General features: G+C 67.0%; 17 protein-coding genes. 5 read left to right on the plus strand and 12 right to left on the minus strand.

The annotated features are described in order from the left end of the window. The gene (locus H3H36_RS15015; RefSeq protein ID WP_182218902.1) at positions 1–1,371 is read left to right on the plus strand and encodes a tetratricopeptide repeat protein; all 1,371 of its coding nucleotides are present in this window, start codon (positions 1–3) and stop codon (positions 1,369–1,371) included. Here H3H36_RS15015 and H3H36_RS15020 read toward each other — a convergent pair. The 12 genes from H3H36_RS15020 to H3H36_RS15075 all read right to left on the minus strand — a co-directional run bounded on the left by H3H36_RS15020 (position 1,368) and on the right by H3H36_RS15075 (position 15,828). After that, complete coding sequence (locus tag H3H36_RS15020; RefSeq protein WP_182218903.1) at positions 1,368–2,510, minus strand: GGDEF domain-containing protein; 1,143 nt, start codon at positions 2,508–2,510, stop codon at positions 1,368–1,370. The genes H3H36_RS15015 and H3H36_RS15020 overlap by 4 nt on opposite strands. Before the next feature lie 230 nt (positions 2,511–2,740). Next, positions 2,741–3,712, minus strand: a complete 972-nt coding sequence (locus H3H36_RS15025) for a choice-of-anchor A family protein (protein ID WP_182218904.1) — start codon at positions 3,710–3,712, stop codon at positions 2,741–2,743. 185 nt (positions 3,713–3,897) lie between these two features. Then, positions 3,898–6,621: a type VI secretion system ATPase TssH gene (gene tssH, locus H3H36_RS15030; protein ID WP_182218905.1), complete on the minus strand. Its 2,724-nt coding sequence runs from the start codon at positions 6,619–6,621 to the stop codon at positions 3,898–3,900. Between the two features lie 9 nt (positions 6,622–6,630). Next, entirely contained in the window at positions 6,631–7,647 is a 1,017-nt protein-coding gene (gene tssG, locus H3H36_RS15035) for a type VI secretion system baseplate subunit TssG (protein ID WP_182218906.1), read from the minus strand. Further along, positions 7,632–9,524, minus strand: coding sequence for a type VI secretion system baseplate subunit TssF (gene tssF, locus H3H36_RS15040; RefSeq protein WP_182218907.1), 1,893 nt, complete (start codon positions 9,522–9,524; stop codon positions 7,632–7,634). The genes tssG and tssF overlap by 16 nt, the downstream gene beginning before the upstream one ends. Next, on the minus strand, positions 9,521–10,024 hold the full coding sequence (gene tssE, locus H3H36_RS15045; RefSeq protein ID WP_182218908.1) for a type VI secretion system baseplate subunit TssE: 504 nt from the start codon (positions 10,022–10,024) through the stop codon (positions 9,521–9,523). The genes tssF and tssE overlap by 4 nt, the downstream gene beginning before the upstream one ends. Further along, on the minus strand, positions 10,017–10,850 hold the full coding sequence (locus tag H3H36_RS15050) for a type VI secretion system accessory protein TagJ (RefSeq protein ID WP_182218909.1): 834 nt from the start codon (positions 10,848–10,850) through the stop codon (positions 10,017–10,019). Before H3H36_RS15050 ends, tssE begins: the two co-directional genes overlap by 8 nt. Positions 10,851–10,931: 81 nt before the next feature. Continuing rightward, positions 10,932–11,423 (minus strand): Hcp family type VI secretion system effector, encoded by a 492-nt coding sequence (locus tag H3H36_RS15055; RefSeq protein WP_182218910.1) that lies wholly within the window; start codon positions 11,421–11,423, stop codon positions 10,932–10,934. Between the two features lie 104 nt (positions 11,424–11,527). Continuing rightward, a complete protein-coding gene (gene tssC / locus H3H36_RS15060; RefSeq protein ID WP_182164040.1) occupies positions 11,528–13,021 on the minus strand; it encodes a type VI secretion system contractile sheath large subunit in 1,494 nt (497 codons plus the stop codon). Between the two features lie 20 nt (positions 13,022–13,041). Then, a complete protein-coding gene (tssB, locus tag H3H36_RS15065) occupies positions 13,042–13,542 on the minus strand; it encodes a type VI secretion system contractile sheath small subunit (protein WP_182153339.1) in 501 nt (166 codons plus the stop codon). 90 nt (positions 13,543–13,632) lie between these two features. Continuing rightward, entirely contained in the window at positions 13,633–14,685 is a 1,053-nt protein-coding gene (gene tssA / locus H3H36_RS15070) for a type VI secretion system protein TssA (protein ID WP_229219927.1), read from the minus strand. Positions 14,686–15,027: 342 nt separating this feature from the next. Then, positions 15,028–15,828, minus strand: coding sequence for a serine/threonine-protein kinase (locus tag H3H36_RS15075; RefSeq protein ID WP_182218912.1), 801 nt, complete (start codon positions 15,826–15,828; stop codon positions 15,028–15,030). Positions 15,829–15,882: 54 nt separating this feature from the next. Between H3H36_RS15075 and H3H36_RS15080 the strand changes: the two genes are divergently transcribed. The 4 genes from H3H36_RS15080 to H3H36_RS15095 all read left to right on the plus strand — a co-directional run bounded on the left by H3H36_RS15080 (position 15,883) and on the right by H3H36_RS15095 (position 23,547). Continuing rightward, on the plus strand, positions 15,883–16,821 hold the full coding sequence (locus H3H36_RS15080) for a 5'-nucleotidase (protein ID WP_182218913.1): 939 nt from the start codon (positions 15,883–15,885) through the stop codon (positions 16,819–16,821). 120 nt (positions 16,822–16,941) lie between these two features. Continuing rightward, positions 16,942–20,385 (plus strand): transcription-repair coupling factor, encoded by a 3,444-nt coding sequence (gene mfd / locus H3H36_RS15085; RefSeq protein WP_182218914.1) that lies wholly within the window; start codon positions 16,942–16,944, stop codon positions 20,383–20,385. A gap of 63 nt (positions 20,386–20,448) precedes the next feature. Further along, positions 20,449–21,291, plus strand: a complete 843-nt coding sequence (serB, locus tag H3H36_RS15090; protein WP_182219001.1) for a phosphoserine phosphatase SerB — start codon at positions 20,449–20,451, stop codon at positions 21,289–21,291. A 135-nt stretch (positions 21,292–21,426) separates the two neighbouring features. Continuing rightward, on the plus strand, positions 21,427–23,547 hold the full coding sequence (locus tag H3H36_RS15095) for a cellulase family glycosylhydrolase (protein ID WP_182218915.1): 2,121 nt from the start codon (positions 21,427–21,429) through the stop codon (positions 23,545–23,547). The last annotated feature ends 70 nt before the right edge of the window (positions 23,548–23,617 follow it).

Below are 23,617 nucleotides of genomic sequence, written 5' to 3' on the forward strand. Positions count from 1 at the left end.
ATGCCGAAGTCGTCCCGCCCCACGCCCCGCCACGCCCGCCGCCCCTCGCAGCAGATCAGCGTGGCGGACGCCTTCCAGCTGGCCATGACGGTGCACCGGCGCGGCCAGCCGGGACTGGCGGCGCGCCATTACCGGGCCATCCTGCAAGTGGCGCCCGGCCATGCGGACGCGCTGCACTACCTGGGTGTGGCCCAGCACCAGCTGGGGCAGCACGACGATGCCTTGCGCCTGATTTCCCGCGCGCTGGAACTGGCGCCCGATTATGTGGACGCCCGCAACAACCTGGGCAACGTGCAGAAGGAGCACGGACATTATGCCGACGCCGAACAGTCCTACCGCAAGGTGATCGCCGCGCGGCCCGAATTCGCGCAGGCCTACAACAACCTGGGCGTGGTGCTCAAGGAACAGGGCCGCCATGGCGAAGCGATCGCCGCCTACCGGCAAGCGGTGGCGCTGGCGCCCGGCTTCGTGGAAGCCTGGACCAACCTGGGTCACGTGCTGAAAAAGACGGGTGCCCAGGAGGAAGCCTTGAGCGCCTACCGTGAAGCCATCCTGCTCAAGCCCGACGACGGCGCCATGCTGCACAGCCTGGGCCGCGCGCTGGTGGCCTATGGACGCGACGCGGAAGCGCTGGAAGTTTATCGCCGCTGGCAGGAGCGGGAACCGGACAACCCGGTGGTGGCCCACATGATCGCGGCCTGCCAGGGCGCCAGCGCGCCCGCGCGCGCGTCGGATGCCTTTGTGCAGACCACCTTCAACCGCTTCGCGGAGAGCTTCGACCAGGTGCTGGCGCGGCTGGAATACCGCGCCCCGGCCCTGTGCGCGCAACTGGTGGCAGCGCAGCTCGCGGCGCCGGCGCGCCAACTGGACGTGCTCGACGCCGGCTGCGGCACTGGCCTGTGCGGCCCCCTGCTGCGCCCCTACGCACGCGCGTTGCATGGCGTCGACCTGGCAGGGGCCATGCTGAAGAAAGCCGCCCAGCGGGGCGACTACGATACGCTGGACGAGGCCGAACTGACGGCCTGGCTTACGCAACATCCGGATGCCTATGACTTGATCGTGTCGGCCGATACGCTGTGCTATTTCGGCGCCTTGCAAGAGGTGCTGGCGGCAGCCCGCCTGGCCTTGCGGGCCGGCGGGCTGCTGGTCTTCACGGTCGAACAGGGCACGGACGATGGCGCGCCCCAGGGCTTCCACCTGCACGGGCACGGACGCTACAGCCACACGGAGCGCCATGTGCGCGCGGCGCTGGCCGCGGCCGGGTTCACGCTGGCGGCGCTCGATCCGGTGACCCTTCGGCTGGAGGCGAGCAAGCCCGTGGCCGGCTTGCTGGTGGCCGCCCACGCGTCAGCCACGACGGCCGCCAGCTAACCGGCCATCACCCGGTTGCGGCCGGCCCGCTTGGCCGCGTACATGGCCGCGTCGCCGGCCACGATCAGTTCCAGCAAGTCGTAGCCATGCTGGTCCGAGCACACCACGCCCATGCTGGCCGTGTAGCGCACCGTGTGGCCGGCTACGTCCACCTGTTCCCCTTCAACCTTGGCGCGCAAGCGCTCGGCCACGCGCAGCGCGTCATCCAGGTTGACCCCGTCCAGCAGCAGCACGAACTCCTCGCCGCCGTAGCGGGCCAGCAGATCGAGCGGCCGCAGTTCCGCCTTGATCTGGCGCGTCAGGTGGCGCAGCACGGCGTCGCCGACAGGATGGCCCCAGGTGTCGTTGATGTCCTTGAAATGGTCGGCGTCGAGCATGATCACGGCCAGGCAGCGGCCGGCGCGCAAGGTGCGCTGGGCCACGCGCCGGCCTTGCGTCTCCAGGCCCGCGCGGTTCAGCGCCCCGGTCAGGCTGTCCACCCACGACAGGTTGCGCAGGCGTTCGGCATAGCGCCGCATCACCATCAGGATCAGGCCGAACGCGATGCTGACCTGGGCCAGCGGCACCGTCAGCATCACGATCCCCAGCACCAGCAGCGCACTTTCGTCGCCTGGCTCATGCTGCAACAGGTACACGCCGCGCACGCACAGCGCCACCCCCAGCGCAGCAAATCCAGCCACGCTGGCGCCCACGCTGCGCCAGTCCGCGTGGCGCGCCAGCGTGGCGGCGCACAGGACGTTGAGCAAACCAAAATAGAAACCCGTCACGCTCAGGCGCGCATTCAGGCTGGGTTCCGCGTAAGTGAAAAAGCCGGTCGACAGCAGCGCGCCGGCGACGATGGCGACTATCCAGCGCCAGCTGAGCGTCTCGTTGCAGAACAGCCGCAAGCCGCGCAACACCAGGGCCAGCCCAAGGCCGAGCACACCGTAGCCGAGCACCGCGTGCAGCACCAACGGCCCGCTATCGAGGCTGGCCAGCGCCAGGCCCACGGACGACACCACGTTCCCCATGGCCCACCAGCGCTGCTCGCTCGCGCCTTCCGAATACAGGGCGGCCATGGATAACAGCACCGTCGTCAGCACGGTGATGCAGATCTGGACCAGTAAAAGCGTGTCGTAATTGAGCACGTTGTATCCCATGGATGCCTGTTGCCAATGTAACGCAGCAGCGCAGCACTGGCAATCACCATGCCTATCGCGCCATCATGCAGCGCGGGGTCAGTGCCAACATTCATACACAAGGTGGGCCGTTATCCGGTTCAGTTCGTGCACGCATGTTGGCACTGACCCCGCACCGCTTGAATGGCCACTGGCCGCGACATGAAAAAAGGCTCCCGCAGGAGCCTCGTCAGCGGGCGCGCGCCGCTTGCTTAGCCGCGCTGGCGGCGTCGGGTCAGCGCGCCGATCAGCGCCAGGCCGCCCAGCAGCATGGCGTAGCTTTCCGGTTCCGGCACGGCGCTGGCGATGTGGCCCTTGAACGGTTCGAAGCCGATTTCCACCTTGCCGTCCATGCCGGCCGCGATGATGTTCCCTTCCAGGTGGCCAGCGCCCTTGAGCACGGCGTTATTGGCCAGCACCGTGCCCCAGGCGAAGGTGTTGACGGCCACTTCGGTGGCGTTGACGAGATTGAACAGCACGCGGTCGCGCAGCGATTCCAGCTGGCCGTCCTGGCCGCCCGTGAACGACACGGCGCCGCCGCCCGTCACGTTGATGATGACGCTGGCGCCGGCCTTCACGTCCTGCAGGAACAGGTTGCCCAGGTGGCTCGAATCGATGGTGAACACCTGTACGTCCGAGTGCTGGTCGCCCGTCAGGTACAGGCCGCCCCACTTGCTCTCCACCGTGCCGTTGGCGTGCTGGCCAGCCAGCGTGGCGGACAGCGCGGTCAGCTTCGTCCTGGCCGCGCCAAAGTCGACCACGTTGGCTTGCTGGCGCAGGTCCAGATAAGACTTGGAGGTGTTGGCGCCGGCGTACACGCCATAGCCCAGCTGCTTGGGATACTCGGTGATGGGGCCGATGGTGGCGTTGGTGTCGACATTGGTGGCCGGGCCGGTGTAGATGGCGCCGTCGCCCAGCTTGACGTTACCACCGACGACCACACTCGGGCCGCTCACGCCATAGGGCGTGCGGTAGCCAAACGAGAAGCCGGATGTGGCCAGGGTGCCGCCGACGGCCAGCCGGCCCTCGACGTCGGCCACCTGTTTCACGTCGTGATAGAAAAAGCCGCTGTAGCCAGCGGCGGCGCCCAGGTCGATGGATTGCACGGCCGCCTGCGCCGAGCACATGGCACCGACACCCAGCAGCGCGGGCAAGATCCGGGTACGGAAAAGCGATAAGGTCATGGTATTTGATTGGTACTAACAGCGGTTGATCGGACTATCTTCGCGAAAACAACGCATTAACGCGACGAATTATATCCGAAAAACAACTACCACTGTCATATTTGCAAGACAAATTAACTATTGAAATACCAATCAAATACCAAAGAAAACCACTGTCATGCGACCAGAATACGCCCAGGCGCTGGCTACTCGAAGGCGTAGGCGAATTCGCCGTCCGGCGCCGTCACCTGCACCCGCTCGATCTGCCCGCCCTCCATCATGCGCGTGAGGAAGGCGCGGCTGATATCGGGCAGCATGGTGTTGGTGAGGATGGCGTCGATCATGCGCCCGCCCGACTCACCTTCCGTGCAACGCGACACCACCAGCTTGACCACGTCGTCGCTGTACTCGAACGGGATCTTGTAGCGCGCCTCGACCCGCTTCTTGATGCGGTCCAGCTGCAGCCGCACGATCCGTCCCAGCATCTGGTCCGACAGCGGATAGTAGGGGATCGTCACCAAACGTCCCAGCAGCGCCGGCGGGAACACCTTGAGCATTGGTTCGCGCAAGGCCTTGGCCATGCCGTCCGGGTCCGGCATCAGGTCCGGGTCCTTGCACAGGCCCGCGATCAGGTCCGTGCCGGCGTTGGTGGTCAGGATGATCAGGGTGTTCTTGAAGTCGATGAAGCGGCCCTCGCCATCTTCCATGAAGCCCTTGTCGAACACCTGGAAGAACATCTCGTGCACGTCCGGGTGGGCTTTCTCCACCTCGTCGAGCAGCACCACGGAATACGGCTTGCGGCGCACGGCCTCCGTCAGCACGCCGCCCTCGCCGTAGCCCACGTAGCCCGGTGGCGCGCCCTTGAGCGTGGACACCGTGTGCGCCTCCTGGAATTCGCTCATGTTGATGGTGATGAGATTCTGCTCGCCGCCATACAGGGCTTCGGCCAGCGCCAGCGCCGTCTCCGTCTTGCCGACGCCGGAGGTCCCGGCCAGCATGAACACGCCGATCGGCTTGCTCGGGTTGTCCAGCCCCGCGCGCGAGGTCTGGATGCGCTTGGCGATCATTTCCATCGCGTGGTCCTGGCCGATCACGCGCTGGCCCAGCAGGTCGGCCACCTTGAGCACCGTCTCCATCTCGTTGCGGGCCATGCGGCCGACCGGGATGCCGGTCCAGTCGCCCACCACGGCCGCCACGGCCTGGTAATCGACGGTGGGCAGGATCAGCGGCGTTTCGCCCTGCAGTTCCGTCAGTTGGGCCTGTACCGCGTGCAGCTGCTCCATCAAGGCCGCGCGCTCGGCCGGGTCCAGCACCGGGGCCACCGCTTCGGCCGCCTCCTCCAGCTGGCTGCCCGTGCCTTCCACCGGGTGCACGCCGTCGCGCAGGCGCGCGCGCAGCGCCAGCAATTCATCCACCAGCTGCCGCTCCGCGTTCCAGCGTTCCTCCAGCGCTGTCAGGCGCGCCTGTTCGCTGTCGAGCAGCACATGGGCTTCCGCCTCGCGCTTGCCGATATCGATCCCGATCGCCTTTTCGCGGGCGATGATGCCCAGTTCCGTCTGCAAGGCCTCGATGCGCTTGCGGCAGTCGTCCACCTCGGCCGGCGTCGCGTGCAGGCTCACGGCCACCCGCGCGCAGGCCGTATCGAGCAGGCTCACGGATTTGTCGGGCAACTGGCGCGCCGGGATGTAGCGGTGCGACAGCTTGACGGCCGCCTCCAGCGCCTCGTCCAGGATCTGCACCTTGTGATGCGCCTCCATGGTAGAGGCCACGCCCCGCATCATCAGGATGGCGCGCTCCTCGCCCGGCTCGTCCACCTGCACGGTCTGGAAGCGGCGTGTCAGCGCCGGGTCTTTCTCGATATGCTTCTTGTACTCGGCGAAGGTGGTCGCGCCGATGGTGCGCAATGTGCCGCGCGCCAGCGCCGGCTTGAGCAGGTTGGCCGCATCGCCGGTGCCGGCCGCGCCACCCGCGCCCACCAGCGTGTGCGTTTCGTCGATGAACAGGATGATGGGCTTGGGGCTGCCCTGCACTTCATCGATCACGGAGCGCAGCCGCTGCTCGAATTCGCCCTTCATGCTGGCCCCGGCCTGCAACAGGCCCACGTCCAGCGCCAGCAACTGCACCTCCTTCAGGCTCGGCGGCACGTCGCCGCGTGCAATACGCTGGGCGAAGCCTTCCACCACGGCCGTCTTGCCCACGCCCGCCTCGCCCACCAGGATGGGATTGTTCTGGCGGCGCCGCATCAGGATATCGACCACCTGGCGGATCTCGTCGTCACGGCCAACGATAGGGTCCATCTTGCCGCCGCGGGCCTGGGCCGTGAGGTCGACCGTGAATTTCTTCAGCGCCTCCTGCTTGCCCATGGCCGCCGGGGCGATGGCGCCGGACGCCTCGCCGGGCGCCGCGCCAGCCTCGCCGCCGGCCTGGAAGCCGTCCGTGGCGCCCATGATGGCTTCGGGCGAATCCTTGAGCAAGGTGCCGAAGCGCTCGCACAAGTCCTCGACCTTGACCCGCTCGAACTGGCGCGACAGGCCATACAGCGCGTTGCGCAGGCTGGCCGTCTTGAGCAAGCCCACCACCAGGTGGCCGGAACGGATCTGCGATTCACCGAACATGAGGGTGCTGTAGACCCAGGCCCGCTCCACGGCTTCCTCCAGCTGGGACGACAGGTCGGTGACGGAAGTCGAACCGCGCGGCAGCCGGTCCAGCGCGGCCGTCAGGTCGCGCGCCAGCGCCGCCGGATCGAGCTCGTACTGGCGGATGATGCGCGCCAGGTCCGAGTCCTGCAGCTGCAATATCTGATGGACCCAGTGCGCCAGTTCCACATAGGGATTGCCACGCAGCTTACAGAACACGGTGCTGCTTTCAATGGCCCGGTAGCACAGGGGATTGAGTTTGCCGAACAGGGCAACGCGACTGATTTCTGCCATGATGATGTCCTATAGGTAGGCACTGGGGTTGATGAGCAGATCGTCCGGATCGCGCGTGGCCGGCCCGCTCATGGGCCAGGTACTCCAGCCCAGCCGCGCGCCCGCCTCGCCACCACCCAGCCGCAGGGGCGGTATTTCGCCCTTGTCCAGGATCAGGCGCACGTCCCAGTCCAGTGCGCCGCCCACGTAATTGCGTACCCATGCCAGCAGCCGCTTCATGCTGTCGCCGCCGGGCAGCATGCGCCGGTAATCGGCGTAATTCAACGGCCCGATCACGATGCGGAACTTGTTCTGGCTGTCCCACACCTTGCTGCCCAGGACCGTGGACACGCCCAGCCGGTTGCCTTCGCCAAGGCCGCCCAGCCGCGACTGCACCTCCGGCGGCAGCCGCATCCAGTGGCCCACGAACTGCTCGACCCGCACCGGCAGCTTGAAATACTCGCGCAGGATGGACACCAGCCCGGACGCCGGCCGCGCGTTATTGGCCAGCAGGCCCGCGAAATGGAGCTTGGCGAAGTCGCCCACGGCGTCGCGCTCGCGCAGGCCCGGCGCGCCAATGCCAAACAGGCTGCCCACGAATTCGGCAAAGCGGTCCGTATCCGGCCGGTCCAGGTTCATGGCCGGCTCGGCCTGGGCCCGCGCCCGGTAGAACAGCGACAGCAGGCGGTGATGGAACACGTCCAGGAACGCCAGCAAGGTGCCATCGCCGCCGTTGCGCAGGCGGTCGCGCGTGTATTCGGTCAGGTGCAGCGGCAGCGGGCCGTTGGCCCCCAGCAGGCCGAAGAAATTGACGGCCAGCCGCGCGCGCGCCTCGCCGCTGGCGCGCGTGTAGCGGCCCAGCGCCGTGGGATGAAAGCACAGCGAAGGGTCCTGGCCGAGACGCACGGCGTCGTCGCGCGGGCGCAGCGAGGTGCCGATGCGGGGCTGTTCCGGATGGGCGGCCTCGATCAGCCGCAGCACCTGGAAGAAATCCATGCGGGCCGAATGGGCCTCCAGCTGCAGTTCGACTTCTACAGGATCGCGCATACGCCCCCCGCGGCCGGCCAGCGCATGATGTCGCCGCGCGCCAGCGTCCTGATGACCGTCTCCGTGAACGAATTGATCGACACGTACTGGGCGAAGAAGTGGCTGAGCACCGCGCCCAGCAGGAAGGCGCCCGTGCCTTCGAAGGCGGCGTCGTCCAGCGTCACCGTCACCTGCAGGCCGCGCCCGAACGTGATGGGGCCGGGCGACGGCATGCGCCGCGTGACCGGGCTGGTGGTGATCGAGCGCACGCCCTCCACCTGGCGCTGGGCATTGAGGTCGCCCGCGTGGCAGTACAAGGCCAGCATCTCACGCAGCGCCACGGCGCCCTGCTGGGGATCACTGTCGGCCAGCGACAGGTAATTGAGCGACAGGTGATTGAGCAGGCGCCACGTCACGCTGCCCTCCGCGAACGAGGGATGGGGCGCGCTGGGGCCGGCCACGCAGCGCACGGCCGTCACCGGCGCCCCGGAATCGAGGATGAAGTCCGTCTTGCCCACGCCAAGCGGCATGGACAGCGGCAGGTCGCGGTTGGTACACCACACGGACAGGCCAAGCTGGCGCAGGTCGCTGCGGTACGGCGCCTCGGCCGCATCCACGATGGCGATGAACATCTCGCTGCCGACGTAGCTGGAACGGGGCCCCACGCGGCGCTGGCGCTGCGAGATGGTGCGCGGCTCGCGTCGCACCTGGTAGAACGCCTTGTCCTGGTGCAGGCTGCCGATGTCGCGCGCCGTGTAGAAGGCGCGGAAGGTCTGCTCCGCTTCCGGCCCCGTGCCATAGCCCGTCACTTCCTCGACCTGGTACACCTCGTAGTCCATGGGCCGGGTGCGGTCCACCAGCACGTGGTGCTCGAACTGTTCGCCGGAGATGTTGATGCGGTCGGCCCGGCGCAGGAACAGGTTGACGGCGGGCGTGCAGTTGAGCGCGAAGTTGGAGGCGTCCAGCACCTGCTCCAGGTGAGGGTCGGCCCGGTTCAGCAGGATCACGATTTCGCATTCCTCGCCGCCGCAGCGCGCCAGCGCCTGGCGCAGCCCTTGCAGTTTGAGGAACTGGAAGCGCTGGGGGAAGGCGAAATACTCCTGCAGCAGCCGGTACCCCTGGAACGTGCGCTTGCCGGTGGGGAGCAGCGCCTCGCTTTCGTCGAAGCCCATGGGCGCGAGCACGGACTTGGGCAGCAGCGTGTGCGCCTGGCCTGGACCGCGCCCGCGCGGCGACGGCGGCGGCTGCACCAGTACGCCCTCCACGCAAGCGAGCAGCTTTTCGTAGATCCGCACCGGCATGTCGTCGCTGCCGCGCAGGTGCAGCACCAGGCTGTCCATGGCCAGCTCCTGCAGCGGCAGGCCGCCGCTGGTGCGCAAGCGCAGCCGCAGCCCGGCCTTGACGGCGGGCGGCAACTGCATGTCGCTACCGGCCTGTACCCCGCTGTGGGTGTAGAACTTCGCTTCGGCCAGCTCCACCGGCCATAGGGTCACGTCCTGGCCCGTGCGGTATTCGCAGGCCGTGGTGTCGCCCTTGCCCAGCACACTGCGCAAGGCGCTGCCACGCGGCACCAGGAAGCCTTGCTTGAGGCTGGGATTGCTCAAATCGGGCTGCAACTGCACCACCGCCATCGACGGCGTGGGCGCCAGGAAGTGGGGATAGACCAGCTCCGACAGGTGCTGGGTGAAGCGCGGGAATTCCGCGTCCAGCTTCATCTGCACGCGCGCCGTCAGGAAGCTGAAGCCTTCCAGCAAGCGCTCCACGTAGGGATCGGCGCATTCGAAGCCTTCCAGCCCCAGCCGCCCCGCCACCTTTGGATATTCGCGCGCGAACTCGCCGCCCACTTCGCGCAAGTGCTGCAACTCCTGGCTGTAGTAACGCAGGAAGCGGGGATTCATCGCGGCGCCCCCATGTCGCTGAGGCGGATGGCGGCGCGGTCCAGGTCCAGTTCCGTCTTCAGGTACAGCCGCTCCGGATAGGGCTGGGCCCACATGTCGGCCTCGATCTCGAACATCACCTTGTTGCTGCTGGACTGGGACGCGATGGCGCGCACCACCACGGAAGGGCGCAGCAGGCGCGGCTCGAAGTCCCAGATGGCCTGGCGTATGCCCCGCTCCAGGTCCGACAGGTTCATACCCGCCACGGAGAGGCCGGAAATGTCGGGCATGCCGAAATTGACGACGGAGCTGGCCACGTGCGGCAAGCCGCCCCCTTCCGTGACGGAAAACAGGTTGGTGGCGTTAAGCAGCCAGGCCAGGTCGCGCAGCACGCTCTCGCGCAGCGTACGCACCGACAGCACGCGCCGCTCGCGCGACTCCACCGTCTTATCGGGTTCGTCGTCCGTGAGGCGGTCCAGCAGCGAGGGCTGCAAGCGTTCGCGGGGCGCCAGTTCAGCCATGCTCGCCGTCCGCCCGGCCTTCGTCTGCGCCTTCGTCATCGCCCTCGAAGGCGATGGCGCGCACGTCCATCAGCGCATATTCGCCGGCATCCGTGGCCAGCAGGCGCTGGCCCAGGCCGTAGCCGCACAGCGGTCCCTGTTCGGCCCATTCCGTGCGCCGCGCCAGCAACAACGCATCTTCAGCGCCGGCGCGGGTGTCGACATAGCGGGTCGGAATCAGGCCCACGGTGGCAGCGCCATTGGCCCACGTGAAGCGGGCTGGCGTCCACACGGCGTCGCGCAGGTCGGCCGGCGCGTCGCATTCGATGCGGCTGATGCGCTGGAACGGAATCCAGAAATAGCGGCCATTGACGATGGCTTCGAGCACGGGACCCAGGCGCTGGTCGGCGTCGGCCAGCCAGGCGAAGGGCTCGCCGTTGATGGTGCCGGCGCCGGCTGGCGCATCCTCGAGCGCGCGGGAACGGGCATCGGCGGCGCGCTGGTACTGGCCTTCGCCATCGAGCCGCAGCGCTTCGATCAGCAGCGCCAGCCACGAGGGCGGCTCGCCGAACACGAGCGGCGCCCGCTTGCCGGCGAAAATCTCACCGCGCAGCGCCTCGCACTGGATGGCCTCGCGGTAGGTCTGCGCCATCGGCAACGCGGCCGCGTCCAGTTCGGCCGCCACGTTCAGCTGCGTCAGCGCGCGGTTCCACTGCCCCATCACGGCCAGCAGCTGGAACAGGAAAATCCGGTACTTCGCATTCGATGCGTCCTTGCGCACCTGGTCCTGCAAGGCCGCCAGCGCGGCGTCCAGCTTGCCCTCGGCGATCAGCTGTTGCGCATCCATTTGCGTGTTCTCCCCCGGCCCGTGGCGATGCGGTCTGTCGCGGGAACGGGGCCGGCGCTGCCGCCCCCGCGCAACCGTCTTTTACTTGGTGATATTGCCGGCGATATCGTAGTGGAACTCGCCGCCGGACGCCGTCACGCCCTTCTCGTTTTGCAGGAAGTATTCGAACTTCACTTCCGCGAAGTTGAGCGAGATGTTTTCCGTCAGCCGGTCCTCGCCGCCGCTGCCGCCGGTGGACACGGACGTCACCAGCACGTTGGTGAGCGTGATCTCCAGGTATTTCTGCTGCCCTTCGCCGGCCTTACGCACCAGCAGCTTGGCCGTGGGAATGTGAGAACCCTTGGCCAGGGCGCTCAGCAGCGCCGGCGAAGCCTTGTCCAGGTACTTGGTCACGGACAGGTCCTGGAAGTTGGCCTTGCCGGCCCCGCCGCCGCCGCCCGTGTGGAACGAGCCGGAGTTGCTGGCGCCCCAGCTCCATGCCAGCACGTCGATATCGCCCGCTTCCTTCTGGGCCGAGTCCTTGGTTTCGCCTTTGATGGTGGCGCCTAAATTGAGGAACATGTCTACAGCCATTTTGCTCTCCTTGTATGGCCGGCGGGGCCGGCACGGGTTGGAACTGACAATGCCGGGCGGCGCAACCGCCCGGCGCGACTGCCTGCGATGAAGATCAGCCGGCGTCAGGCGCCTTTACCTGACGGCAGCTTGGACACCAGCCGCAGCGACACCGTCAGCCCTTCAAGCTGATAGTGGGGCCGCAGGAAAAACTTGGAGGTGTAGTAGCCCGGATTGCCCTCGACCTCCTCGAGCTGCACTTCGGCCGCCGCCAGCGGCTTGCGGGCCTTGGTGCCTTCGCTGGAGTTGGCCGGATCACCGTCCACGTACTTGTTGATCCAGTTACTGAGCCAGCGCTCCATCTCGTCGCGGCCCTTGAACGAACCGATCTTGTCGCGCACGATGCACTTGAGGTAGTGCGCGAAGCGGCAGGTCGCGAACAGGTAGGGCAGGCGCGCGGCCAGGTTGGCGTTGGCGGTGGCGTCCGGATCGTCGTATTCGGCCGGCTTGTGCAGCGACTGGGCGCCGATGAAGGCGGCGAAGTCGGTGTTCTTCTTGTGCACCAGCGGCATGAAGCCGTTGGCCGCCAGCTCGGCCTCGCGCCGGTCCGAGATGGCGATCTCGGTCGGGCACTGCATGGCCACGCCGCCATCGTCGGTGGGGAAGCTGTGCACCGGCAGCCCTTCCACGGCGCCGCCGGACTCGATGCCGCGAATCCGCGAGCACCAGCCGTATTCCTTGAACGAACGGTTGATGTTGACGGCCATCGCATAGGCCGCGTTGGCCCAGGTGTAGTTCTTGCTGCCGGGCGCAGAGGTGTCCTCCTCGAAGTCGAATGCCTCCACCGGGTCAGTCTTGGCCCCGTAGGGCTGGCGCGCCAGGAAGCGCGGCATGGCCAGGCCCACGTAGCGCGCATCCTCGGACTCGCGGAACGAGCGCCAGGCCGCGTGTTCGGGGGTCTGGAAGATCTTGGTCAGGTCGCGCGGGTTGGACAGCTCCTGCCACGATTCCATCAGCATCACCGATGGCGCGGCGGCCGAGATGAACGGCGCGTGGGCGGCCGCGGCCACCTTGGCCATCGATGACAACAGCTCGACGTCGGGCGCCGTGTTGTCGAAGTAGTAGTCGGCCACGATGGAACCGAACGGCTCGCCGCCGAACTGGCCATACTCCTCCTCGTACATCTTCTTGAAGATCGGGCTCTGGTCCCAGGCCGTACCCTTGTACTTCTTGAGCGTCTTGCCCAGGTCGTTCTTGGAGATGTTCATCACGCGGATCTTGAGCATCTCGTCCGTCTCAGTGTTGTTGACGAGGTAATGCAAGCCGCGCCACGCCCCTTCGAGCTGCTGGAACTCGGGCGTGTGCAGGATCAGGTTGATCTGCTCGGTGAGCTTCTTGTCCAGCTGCGCGATCAGGCTCTCAATGGTGCCCAGCACGTCGCCCGACACCACGTTCGCGCCCACCAGCGCCTGTTCGGCCAAAGTACGCACGGCGTTTTCCACCGCCTCCTTGGCCTTGTCCGATTGGGGTTTGAATTCCTTCTGCAGCAGGCTGCTGAAATCGCTCATTTCGAGCGTGCCGGTCGCGCCTTGCTGCAATTCCGCTGTAGTCTCAGCCATGTTCTTCCTCCTCGTGGTCTTTATTCTTGGGGCTTGGGCGCGGCCGTCAGGGCCTGCATCAGGGTCGGCTCGGCCAGCAGCTTGGCGATCAGTTCCTCGGCCCCCGTCTTGCCGTCCATGTAGGTCAGCAGGTTGGACAACTGGCCGCGCGCCTCGAGCAGCTTGTTGAGCGAGCCCACCTTGCGCGCGATGGCGGCCGGCGTGAAGTCGTCCATGCTCTCGAACGTCATGTCCACGCTCAGGTTGCCCTCCCCCGTCAGCGTGTTGGGCACCTGCACGGCCACCCGCGGCTTCATCGACTTGAGGCGCTCATCGAAGTTATCGACGTCGATCTCAAGGAACTTGCGGTCCGCCACCGGCGCCAGCGGATCGGCCGGCTGGCCCGACAGGTCCGCCAGGACGCCCATCACGAAGGGCAGTTGCACGGCTTTTTCGGCGCCATAGACTTCGACGTCATACTCGATCTGCACGCGCGGCGCGCGGTTGCGCGCGATGAATTTCTGGCTACTTTCTTTGCCCACGATAGACTCCTCCACGTTGATAAACACTGCCCTGCACTGCTATCCCACTGCGCCGACGCAACGGCGGCGGCGCCGGCCCCCGTCCGCTTGCTACGATTCCGGTGTCTCGCGCGGCCCGCTCACCACCAGCAACTGGGCGATGCCGTCGGGCGCCAGGTCTTCCAGCACTTCGAAGAAATTCTTGGGCACCAGCCGCCTGGCGCGGCCCAGCAGCAACGGCACGGGACTGGCCGGCTCGTTCTGGGCGTAGTATTTGATGATCTTGTCGAGCATGCGCACCACGTCGGCGCGGCTGGTGATCTCGCCGCTGATGGCGGCCGGCGCCGCCGTGGCCCGGACCGCGCCCTCGGCCGGCGCGGCGGCCGCGGCGCCGCCCGATTCATCGGCCGCCGGCGCCACCGTCTCCTCGGCCGGCATGCCGGCATTGGCGAAATCGCGGGCGCGGCGCAGGTACTTGACCAGCACATCGAGGTTCAAGGCCTGGGAAGAACCCACCTGGCGCACGAGCAGGGTTTCGATATTGACGGCGCTGTCATGGGCCTGGGTGAGCGCCGCGCTGAGCGCCTGCACCCGCTCCGGGTCGGCGTCGCGCAGCGCCGCTTCGATGGACGACATTTCAAGCTTCGCTTCGCCTTCGGGCGGCGGCACTTCGCCGCTGGCGATATCGAGCGTGCGCAGGCTCACCGGCCCCAGCGCCGGCAGCACGATCAGCGGCGCCTCCTTCAGTTCGCGCAGCAGCGTGGCGCCGTCGGCCAGCACGGCCAGCGAATTGATGCGCAACATGGGGTCGTTGTCGTCATCCGGATCGAGCTGGGGATGGACGCTGTCCCAGCGCTGCACCAGCAGGCATTCGATCAGGCACAGGCCGTCAGCGCAGCCGGCCATGCCCTGCAGCGCCAGTTGGGCGCGCAGCATGGCCACGGCCAGTCGCAGGTCGCGGCTACGGTCGAGCAATTCGCTGGCCAGGCGCTGCACGTGCTTCCAGTCCGGCGGCACGGCCGGCGTGATGGTGTCGCCATACTGGACTTCGGGCTTGCCTTGCAAGGCCTGCTCCAGCTCCAGGAAAGCCGGGTCATACTCGAGATTGGGGCCACACGGGCTGGTGGGGTCCACGTCCTGCAATAGCGCATCTATATTCAACATACCCATCTTGATCCAGAACCTCGCGTTGACGATGATCAGAATTGCGGAATGAAGCAGTGAAACAGAAACCGGACTACTGAAACTGGCAGAACAGAAGCGGATACGACTCCCGCACCGGGCGCACAGCCTGGCGGGGATGCTTGAAGGCGGGTTGACGCTGAAACTGGTGTGGCTGTATTCGCCTGTCAAGTTTTCAACAATGTGTTCGACTATACTCGAAAACCCAATAAATATCGGAAAAATAATTTTAGGTCGATTCAAGCAGTTTGTGTGTCACCGTTGTAGAAAGGTAACTACCACATGCAGGGGAAGCCCGGCGCGCCGTGCTGCAGCGCAGCAGGCTCAGGCCGCCGCCATCTCGGCCAAGGCCATGGCAAACTGACGCGCGCTCTGGAAGCGTTGCGGCGCCGCGCGCGCCAGTGCCCGCGCCAGCACGCCATCAAAGCGGCAGCCCAACGCCGGATACCGCTGCGACGGCGTGGCCGGCGCCCCGGCCAGCGCCTGCTGCACCACGGCGCCGGCGTTGCCCTCGAACGGCAGGCGTCCCGTCAGCAACTGGAACAGCACCACGCCGGCCGCGTACAGGTCGGCGCGGGGGGCAGCCGGCGCGCCGCGCATCTGCTCGGGCGCCATGTAGGCGGGCGTGCCGGCCGCCCCGGCGGCGCGCCCGGCATGGGCGGCCAGGCCAAAGTCCGTCACCATCAACTGGCCTGCCGGGGTGATCAACAGATTCGAGGGCGTGATGTCGCGATGGACGATCCCGGCCCCATGCAGGCAAGCCAGGGCTGCCAGCAACTGGCCCATCCAGGCCCACGCGCGCGCCTGAGGCGGCACGCCTTCGGCCAGCACGGCGCGCAACGGACGGCCCGCCACCCATTCCAGCACCGACCACGGCTGGCCCTGCTCCTCGCCAGCCGCCAGCACGGCCGCGAGGTGGGGATGATGCAGCCCCGCCAGCAGCGCGTCGCCGGGGCTGCCCAGCTTGAGCAGCAGCGCCGCGCCGCTGGCCGGATCCACGCCCGCGCACGCGCAGCGGCCCGCCCGCGCCGACAACAGCGCCGTGACGGGAAAGCCGCCGATGGTGGCCGGCGGCGTGAACGAGGCAGGAGGCATGGGCGCGGCGCAGGATGGGGGATGCCCCATGATAGCCCGGATTTGCTTTACACTTGATCTTTTCGACAAGCTTAACGGCGCTCCATGGTTTATCCGATCCAGCACAAACTCGTCATCGGCATCGCTTCCAGCGCCTTGTTCGACCTGACCGATTCGCACCAGGTCTACCTGGAACAGGGCGAGGAAGCCTACCGCAAGTACCAGGAGCAGCACCACGACGTCATCCTGGGCAAGGGCGTGGCCTTCCCCTTCATCCGCCGCTTCCTCAGCATCAACAAGCAGTTCGCGCGCCAGTTGCCGGTCGAGGTGGTGCTGTTCTCGCGCAACTCGCCCGAAACAGGCTTGCGCGTGATGCACTCGATCGCCCACTATGGCCTCGACATCACGCGCGCCTGCTTCGTGACGGGCAAGTCGGCCCACGCCTACCTGCCCGCGTTTAACACGGCCCTGTTCCTGAGCGCCAACGAGGACGACGTGCGCAGCGCCCTGGCGGCCCACCACCCGGCCGGCCTCGTGCTGCCCTCGCGCACCGAGGATGACGAAGCGGATGGCGAACTGCGCGTGGCCTTCGACTTCGACGGCGTGATCGCCGACGACGAAGCCGAAACCGTCTTCAAGCGCAACAACGACGTCGACGAGTTCCACGCCCACGAGCGGCGCCACGTGGCCACGCCGCACCGCCCCGGCCCGCTGGCCGACCTGTTCCAGAAGCTGTCCCTGATGCAGCGCATGGAGGAAAAGCAGCTGCGCCGCGATCCAACCTACCGCAAGATCCTGCGCATCGCCATCATCACGGCCCGCAACGCGCCCTCGCACGAGCGCGTCGTCACCACGCTCAAGAGCTGGGGCGTGTCGGCCAACGAGACCTTCTTCCTGGGCGGGATGGAGAAGGCGCGGGTGCTGGAAGTGTTCCGGCCCCATATCTTCTTCGACGACCAGCTCAGCCACCTCAAATCGGCCGGCGGCACCATCCCCATGGTGCACGTGCCGTTCGGCGTGGCCAACCTGCGCCGCCCCGCCTGAGCTGGCCCGGCCAGGGCTCGCCGCCCCGGCGACGTGCCGGGGTGGCATCGTCTATAATGTGGCCAGCGGCATTGCCACGGTCGGCAGTGCGCCTAACCGTACTATTGTCTTGCAGCTTGCATGTCCTTCGACCTGAAAAAATCCCTTCCCAAGTCCGGCACCCGATACACCCTGCCCGCCCTGCATGGCTCGTCCGATGCGTATGCGCTGGCCCAGTGCGCGCTTGAACTGAAATCCCAGGGCCGCATGCTGGCCGTGGTGGTGGCCGCCGCCAGCGACGGCCAGCGCCTGCTCGACGAGATGCCATGGTTCGCCGAAGGCCAGTTGCGCTGCCACCTGCTGCCCGACTGGGAAACGCTGCCCTACGACGCCTTCTCGCCGCACCAGGACCTGGTGTCCGAACGCCTGGCCACGCTGCACGAGATCCGCTCCGGCCAGTGCGACGTGCTGATCGTGCCGGCCACCACGGCGCTGGTGCGCATGGCGCCGCCGTCGTTCCTGGCCGCCTACACCTTCTTCTTCGAACAGGGCGAGACGCTGGACGAGGCGCGCCTGAAGTCGCAACTGACGCTGGCCGGCTACGCCCACGTGGCGCAAGTGATGTCGCCCGGCGAATACTCGGTGCGCGGCGGCCTGCTCGACCTGTTCCCCATGGGTTCGGCCCTGCCCTACCGGCTCGACCTGTTCGGCGACACCATCGAATCGATCCGCACCTTCGACGCCGACACCCAGCGCTCGCTGTACCCGGTCAAGCAGGTGCGCCTGCTGCCGGGCCGCGAATTTCCCATGGACGACGCGGCCCGCACCACCTTCCGCAGCCGCTGGCGCGAGCAGTTCGAGGGCGACCCGTCGCGCTCCGTCGTGTACAAGGACATCAGCGCCGGCATCGCCTCGGCCGGCATCGAATACTATCTGCCGCTGTTCTTCGAGGAGACGGCCACCCTGTTCGACTACCTGCCCGACGCTGCGCTGGTGGCCACGGTGGGCGACATCGACAGCGCCATCCAGCGCTTCTGGAGCGACACCAGCTCGCGCTACCGCTTCCTGAAGGCCGACCGCGAGCGCCCCATCCTGGCGCCCGACGCCCTGTTCCTGTCGGACGAGCAGTTCTACACGCTGGCCAAGCCCTTCGGCCGCCTCGCCATCACGCGCGACGCGGGCGCCCCCGCCTCCGAGCTGTCGGCGCCCGTGCCCAACATCGCCGTCAACCGCCACACGGAAGACCCGCTGACCAATTTGCGCGCCTACCTGCTGCAAGCGGGCCGGCGCGTGATGATCTGCGCCGAATCGAACGGCCGGCGCGAAACGCTGCAGCAGTACTTCAACGAATACGACCTGGCGCTCACGCCGGTGGAAGGCTACGCCGGTTTCGCCGCCAGCGACGCCAGGCTGGCGCTGGGCGTGGCGCCGCTGCACGCCGGTTTCGAGCTGTCCACGCCGGACGAGAACCTGATCTTCATCACCGAGACGGAACTGTACGCGGGCTCGGGCCGCCGCGCGGGCAAGAAGAAGCAGGAAGGCGTGACCCAGGTCGAGTCCATGGTGCGCGACCTGTCGGAGCTGAAGATCGGCGACCCGGTGGTGCACATCAACCACGGCATCGGCCGCTACATGGGCCTGACCAGCATGGACCTGGGCGAAGGCGAGACGGAATTCCTGCACCTGGAATACGCCAAGGACACCAAGCTGTACGTGCCCGTGTCGCAGCTGCACGTGATCTCGCGCTACTCGGGCGCCTCGCCGGAAGACGCGCCGCTGCACGCGCTCGGTTCGGGCCAGTGGGAAAAAGCCAAGCGCAAGGCGGCCGAACAGGTGCGCGACACGGCCGCCGAGCTGCTCAACCTGTACGCCCGGCGCGCGCTGCGCCAGGGCCACGCCTTCGAATACTCGGCGCACGACTACGAGCGCTTCGCCGACAGCTTCGGCTTCGAGGAGACGCCCGACCAGGCCGAAGCCATCAACAACGTCATCAAGGACATGACCTCGGGCAAGCCGATGGATCGCCTCGTGTGCGGCGACGTCGGCTTCGGCAAGACGGAAGTGGCGCTGCGCGCCGCCTTCATCGCCGTCATGGGCGGCAAGCAGGTGGCCATCCTGGCGCCCACCACGCTGCTGGCCGAGCAGCACGCCCAGACCTTCGCCGACCGCTTCGCCGACTGGCCCGTGCGCATCGCCGAGATGTCGCGCTTCCGCACCGGCAAGGAGGTCGCGCAAGCCATCAAGGGCATGGCCGACGGCACGCTCGACATCATCATCGGCACCCACAAGCTGCTGTCGGACGACGTCAAGTTCACCCGCCTGGGCCTGGTCATCATCGACGAGGAACACCGCTTCGGCGTGCGCCAGAAGGAGGCGCTCAAGTCGCTGCGGGCCGAGGTCGACGTGCTGACGCTGACGGCCACGCCGATCCCGCGCACGCTGGGCATGGCGCTGGAGGGCTTGCGCGACTTTTCCGTGATCGCCACGGCGCCGCAAAAGCGCCTGGCCATCAAGACCTTCGTGCGCAGCGAGGGCGAGGCCATCATCCGCGAAGCGTGTTTGCGCGAGCTGAAACGGGGCGGCCAGGTCTACTTCCTGCACAACGAGGTGGAAACCATCGGCAACCGGCTGGCCATGCTGACCGAACTGCTGCCCGAGGCCCGCATCGCCGTGGCCCACGGCCAGATGCACGAGCGCGACCTGGAAAAGGTGATGCGCGACTTCGTGGCGCAGCGCTTCAACATCCTGCTGTGCACCACCATCATCGAGACCGGCATCGACGTCCCCACGGCCAACACCATCATCATGCACCGGGCCGACAAGTTCGGCCTGGCCCAGCTGCACCAGCTGCGCGGGCGCGTGGGCCGCTCGCACCACCAGGCCTACGCCTATCTGCTGGTCAACGACGTGCAGGGCCTGACCAAGCAGGCGCAGCGCCGGCTGGACGCGATCCAGCAGATGGAAGAACTGGGCAGCGGCTTCTACCTGGCCATGCACGACCTGGAAATCCGCGGCGCCGGCGAAGTGCTGGGCGACAGCCAGTCCGGCGAGATGCACGAGGTGGGCTTCCAGCTCTACTCGGACATGCTGAACGAGGCCGTGCGCGCGCTCAAGAACGGCAAGGAGCCGGATCTGGCGGCGCCGCTGTCGTCGACCACCGAGATCAACCTGCACGTGCCGGCCCTGCTGCCGGCCGACTTCTGCGGCGACGTGCACGAACGCCTGTCGATCTACAAGCGCCTGGCCAACTGCGAGGCGCAGGGCAAGATCGACGACATGCAGGAAGAATTGATCGACCGCTTCGGCAAGCTGCCCGACGCCGTCAAGGCGCTGGTGGAAACCCACCGCCTGCGCATCGCCGCCCGTACCGTGGGCATCGTCAAGATCGACGCCCACGGCGAGGCGGCCACGCTGCAATTCATGCCGCAACCACCTATCGACCCGATGCGCATCATTGAACTGATCCAGAAGAACCGCCAGATCAAGCTCAATGGCCAGGACAAGCTCAAGATCACGGCCGCCATGCCGGACCTGGCCGCGCGCGTCACCCACATCAAGAACACCATCAAACAACTGACCGCCTAGCGCGATCGGACTGACGAATCGACTGACAAATCTACCCACTCCATGACTGACGCCACCACCTCCATGAACCTGGTCCTGCAAGGCCTGGACGACTGCAAGGCCCGCCTGGAGCGCATCGCCGCCCTGACCGCCCCCACCAACCTCACCTGGCTCAGCGAACGCGCCGTGCGCTGCGAAGGCATCGCCTTCTCGCCCGCGCTGCGCCAGACCATCGAAGTGGCGGCCCACGCCGCCCAGCTCGACGCCACCTACATGGTCGGCATCCGCCACCTGAGCGAATTCAAGCTGGTGGCCATGGACATGGATTCCACCTTCATCACCATCGAATGCATCGACGAGATCGCCGACATGCAAGGGCTCAAGCCCCAGGTGGCGGCCATCACGGAAGCGGCCATGCGCGGCGAACTCGATTTCGCCGCCAGCCTCACGCGCCGCGTGGCCCTGCTCGAAGGGCTGGACGCGTCGGCGCTGGAACGGGTGTACGAGGAACGCCTGCGCCTGTCGCCGGGCGCGGAAACCATGCTCAAGGCGGTGCAGGCGGCCGGCCTGAAAACGCTGCTGGTGTCGGGCGGCTTCACCTTCTTCACCAGCCGCCTCAAGGCGCGCATGGGACTGGACTACACCCACGCCAACGAACTGGAGATCGTGGACGGCAAGCTGACGGGCAAGGTCATCGGCGGCATCGTCGACGCCGACGAGAAGAAGCGCACGGTGGAGCGGGTGTGCGCGGAACTGGGCATCTCGCCGGCCCAGGCCATCGTCATGGGCGACGGCGCCAACGACTTGAAGATGATGGGCATCGCCGGCCTGTCCGTGGCCTTCCGCGCCAAGCCCGTGGTGCGCGAGCAAGCCAGCGTGGCCCTCAACTTTGTCGGCCTGGACGGCATCCTGCCCCTGCTGGCCTGACCCCGGCGCGGGTGGCGTAACGCGCACCGCCGCCCGCCCCCGCCAGCGCGCGCTTGTTTGATTTAACATCAAACTTTCCAAAGAGATATTGAATATGTGATATTATTTTCGGATCGGCAACTGAAAATAATATCGATGGCACGTCAACTTCTTCGCCTGCTGGCGCTCCTCATGGTGGCGCTGTGCATCCTGCCAGCGATGGCCCGCGCGGGCGACGGCGCGACCTTCATCAGCCAGCAAGTGCCCAATTCGATGGAGTCGGGGCAGCGCTACACGGTTTCCGTCACCTACAAGAACACCGGCACCACCGTCTGGCAAGGCGACGGGCCCCACCCCTACCGGCTCGGCGCGCGCAATCCCATCGACAACCTGGACTGGGGCCTGGACCGGGTGGAACTGGCGCCGGGCGAACAGATCGCGCCGGGCCAGTTGAAAACCTTCACCTTCACGGTCACGGCGCCCGAACATGCGGAAGGCGCCCAGCTGGAGCGCAACTTCCAGTGGGGCATGGTGCGGGAGAAGCGCGGCTGGCTGCACCCTGGCGTGAATGTCGTCGTCGGCATCGCCTACGCGCCCCCCATCGAGACCCAATACCCGCCCATCCTGCCCCCGGTGCCGGTGGAGCCCGAAGCGTTCCGCTTCAATCACTTCAAGGGCGCCAACATCCTGCAGCGCACCTACCGGGACGACCAGATCTGCAACCACACCCAGGGCTTGCCGGATGCCGCCCAGATGCAGCTGATCGCCGAGCGTGCCGTCGCCATGGGCCTCAACGTGCTGCGCCTGCCCGTGGTGATCCCGCCCAAGAAGCCGGGCACCCCGGCCCGCTCCGGCCTGGGCGGCAACATCTGCCGCACGCCCGGCGCGCCCGAATGGGAAAGCGCCGACAGCGCCGTCATCATGCGCCGCGTCTATGCCAGCACCCAGTCCGTGCTGGACGTGGCCGCCGCGCACGGGCTGAAAGTGGTGCTGGCGCTGGACGGCTACACCAAGTACGACCAGGTCTGCTTCTGGAAGCAGAGCTTCCTCGACGTGCGCGCCAACGCCAGCGCCTTCGTCAACCGCTTCAAGAACCATGCCGCGCTGCTGGCCTGGGACATCATGAACGAACCAATGTGGAACGCCAGCGCCTACGGTTGCCTGGCCACGCCGGCCGACTACCAGTCCGTGGTGGATGCCATCCACGCCATGTACAACGTGGTGCGGGCGGCTGACGCCACCCACCCCACCACGGTGGGGGAGCACAAGGTGCCCTTCCTCAAGTACTGGAGCGATATTTCCTCCTATGCCAGCCCGCACCTGTACATCGACACGGATGAGAAAGTGGAACTGGGCGCCGACGTCACCGACCTGGACCAGATCAATTTCGTCCAGCAGGCCACGCTGAGCGAACTGGCCAGGGTCAACCCCGGCCTGCCGATGGTGATCGGCGAGTTCGGCGTGAGCGCCAGCGACCGCACGGCCGATCGCTACAAGGCCGACTACTACGAACGCTACCTGAACGGCCTGGCCCGCGACGGCCGCGGCTTCATGCTGTGGAACCTGTCGCTGTCACCGCTGGCCGCGCAGCAGGACTTGTCCCTGCTGGCGCCGGACGGCAGCCTGAAGACGGCGGCACGCGTGGTGGCCCGGCAGCAATGGTATCCCGTCGTGCAACAGCTATTTCTGGCCTACACGGGCCGCCCGGCCGACCCCGCCGCCTTGCGCACGCTGTCCAACGTGTTGCTGGAGGTGGCGCGCGATATGCGCTCCCGTTCGCAAACGCTGGAGCGCAACGTGGCCGCCGTCAACCGCGCCTACGGCACCGAGCCAGCCTTGCGCGACGCCATCGGCGGCCTGTACGCCAGCCGCGAATTCCAGACCCTGTACCAGCCCGACCAGTTGCCTGCATTCATACGCGCCATCTACCGCACCGCCCTTGGCCGTGAGCCGGCCGAGGCTGGCCTGGCCTACTGGCGCGAGCAGATCAATTATGGCGGCCTGAGCAGGCAGCAAGCCCCGCTGGCGATCCTGGCCACGGCCCACGCCGCGCCCAGCGCCCAGGGCAAGACCGACCTGGCTACGCTGCGCAAGAAGGCCGACGTGGCGGCCTACTTCTCGGCCAGCCTCAACACCCAGGGCCGGATCGACTGTTTCAGCGGCCCCGGCCCGGCGCGCGCGGCGGCCGACCTGTTACGGCACGTGGACGCGGGCACCGACGTGCAGCGCTTCCTGCCGGTGGTGGACGCCAGCCTGAGCGCCTTGTGCCAGCTGTGAGCGGCCCCCATGCGCGCGCCGGCGGCGCTGTGCGACAATACCGTGTGCATTCCATAACATTAACATTTGC

This window comes from Rugamonas fusca, assembly GCF_014042365.1.
Classification (GTDB): domain Bacteria; phylum Pseudomonadota; class Gammaproteobacteria; order Burkholderiales; family Burkholderiaceae_D; genus Rugamonas; species Rugamonas fusca.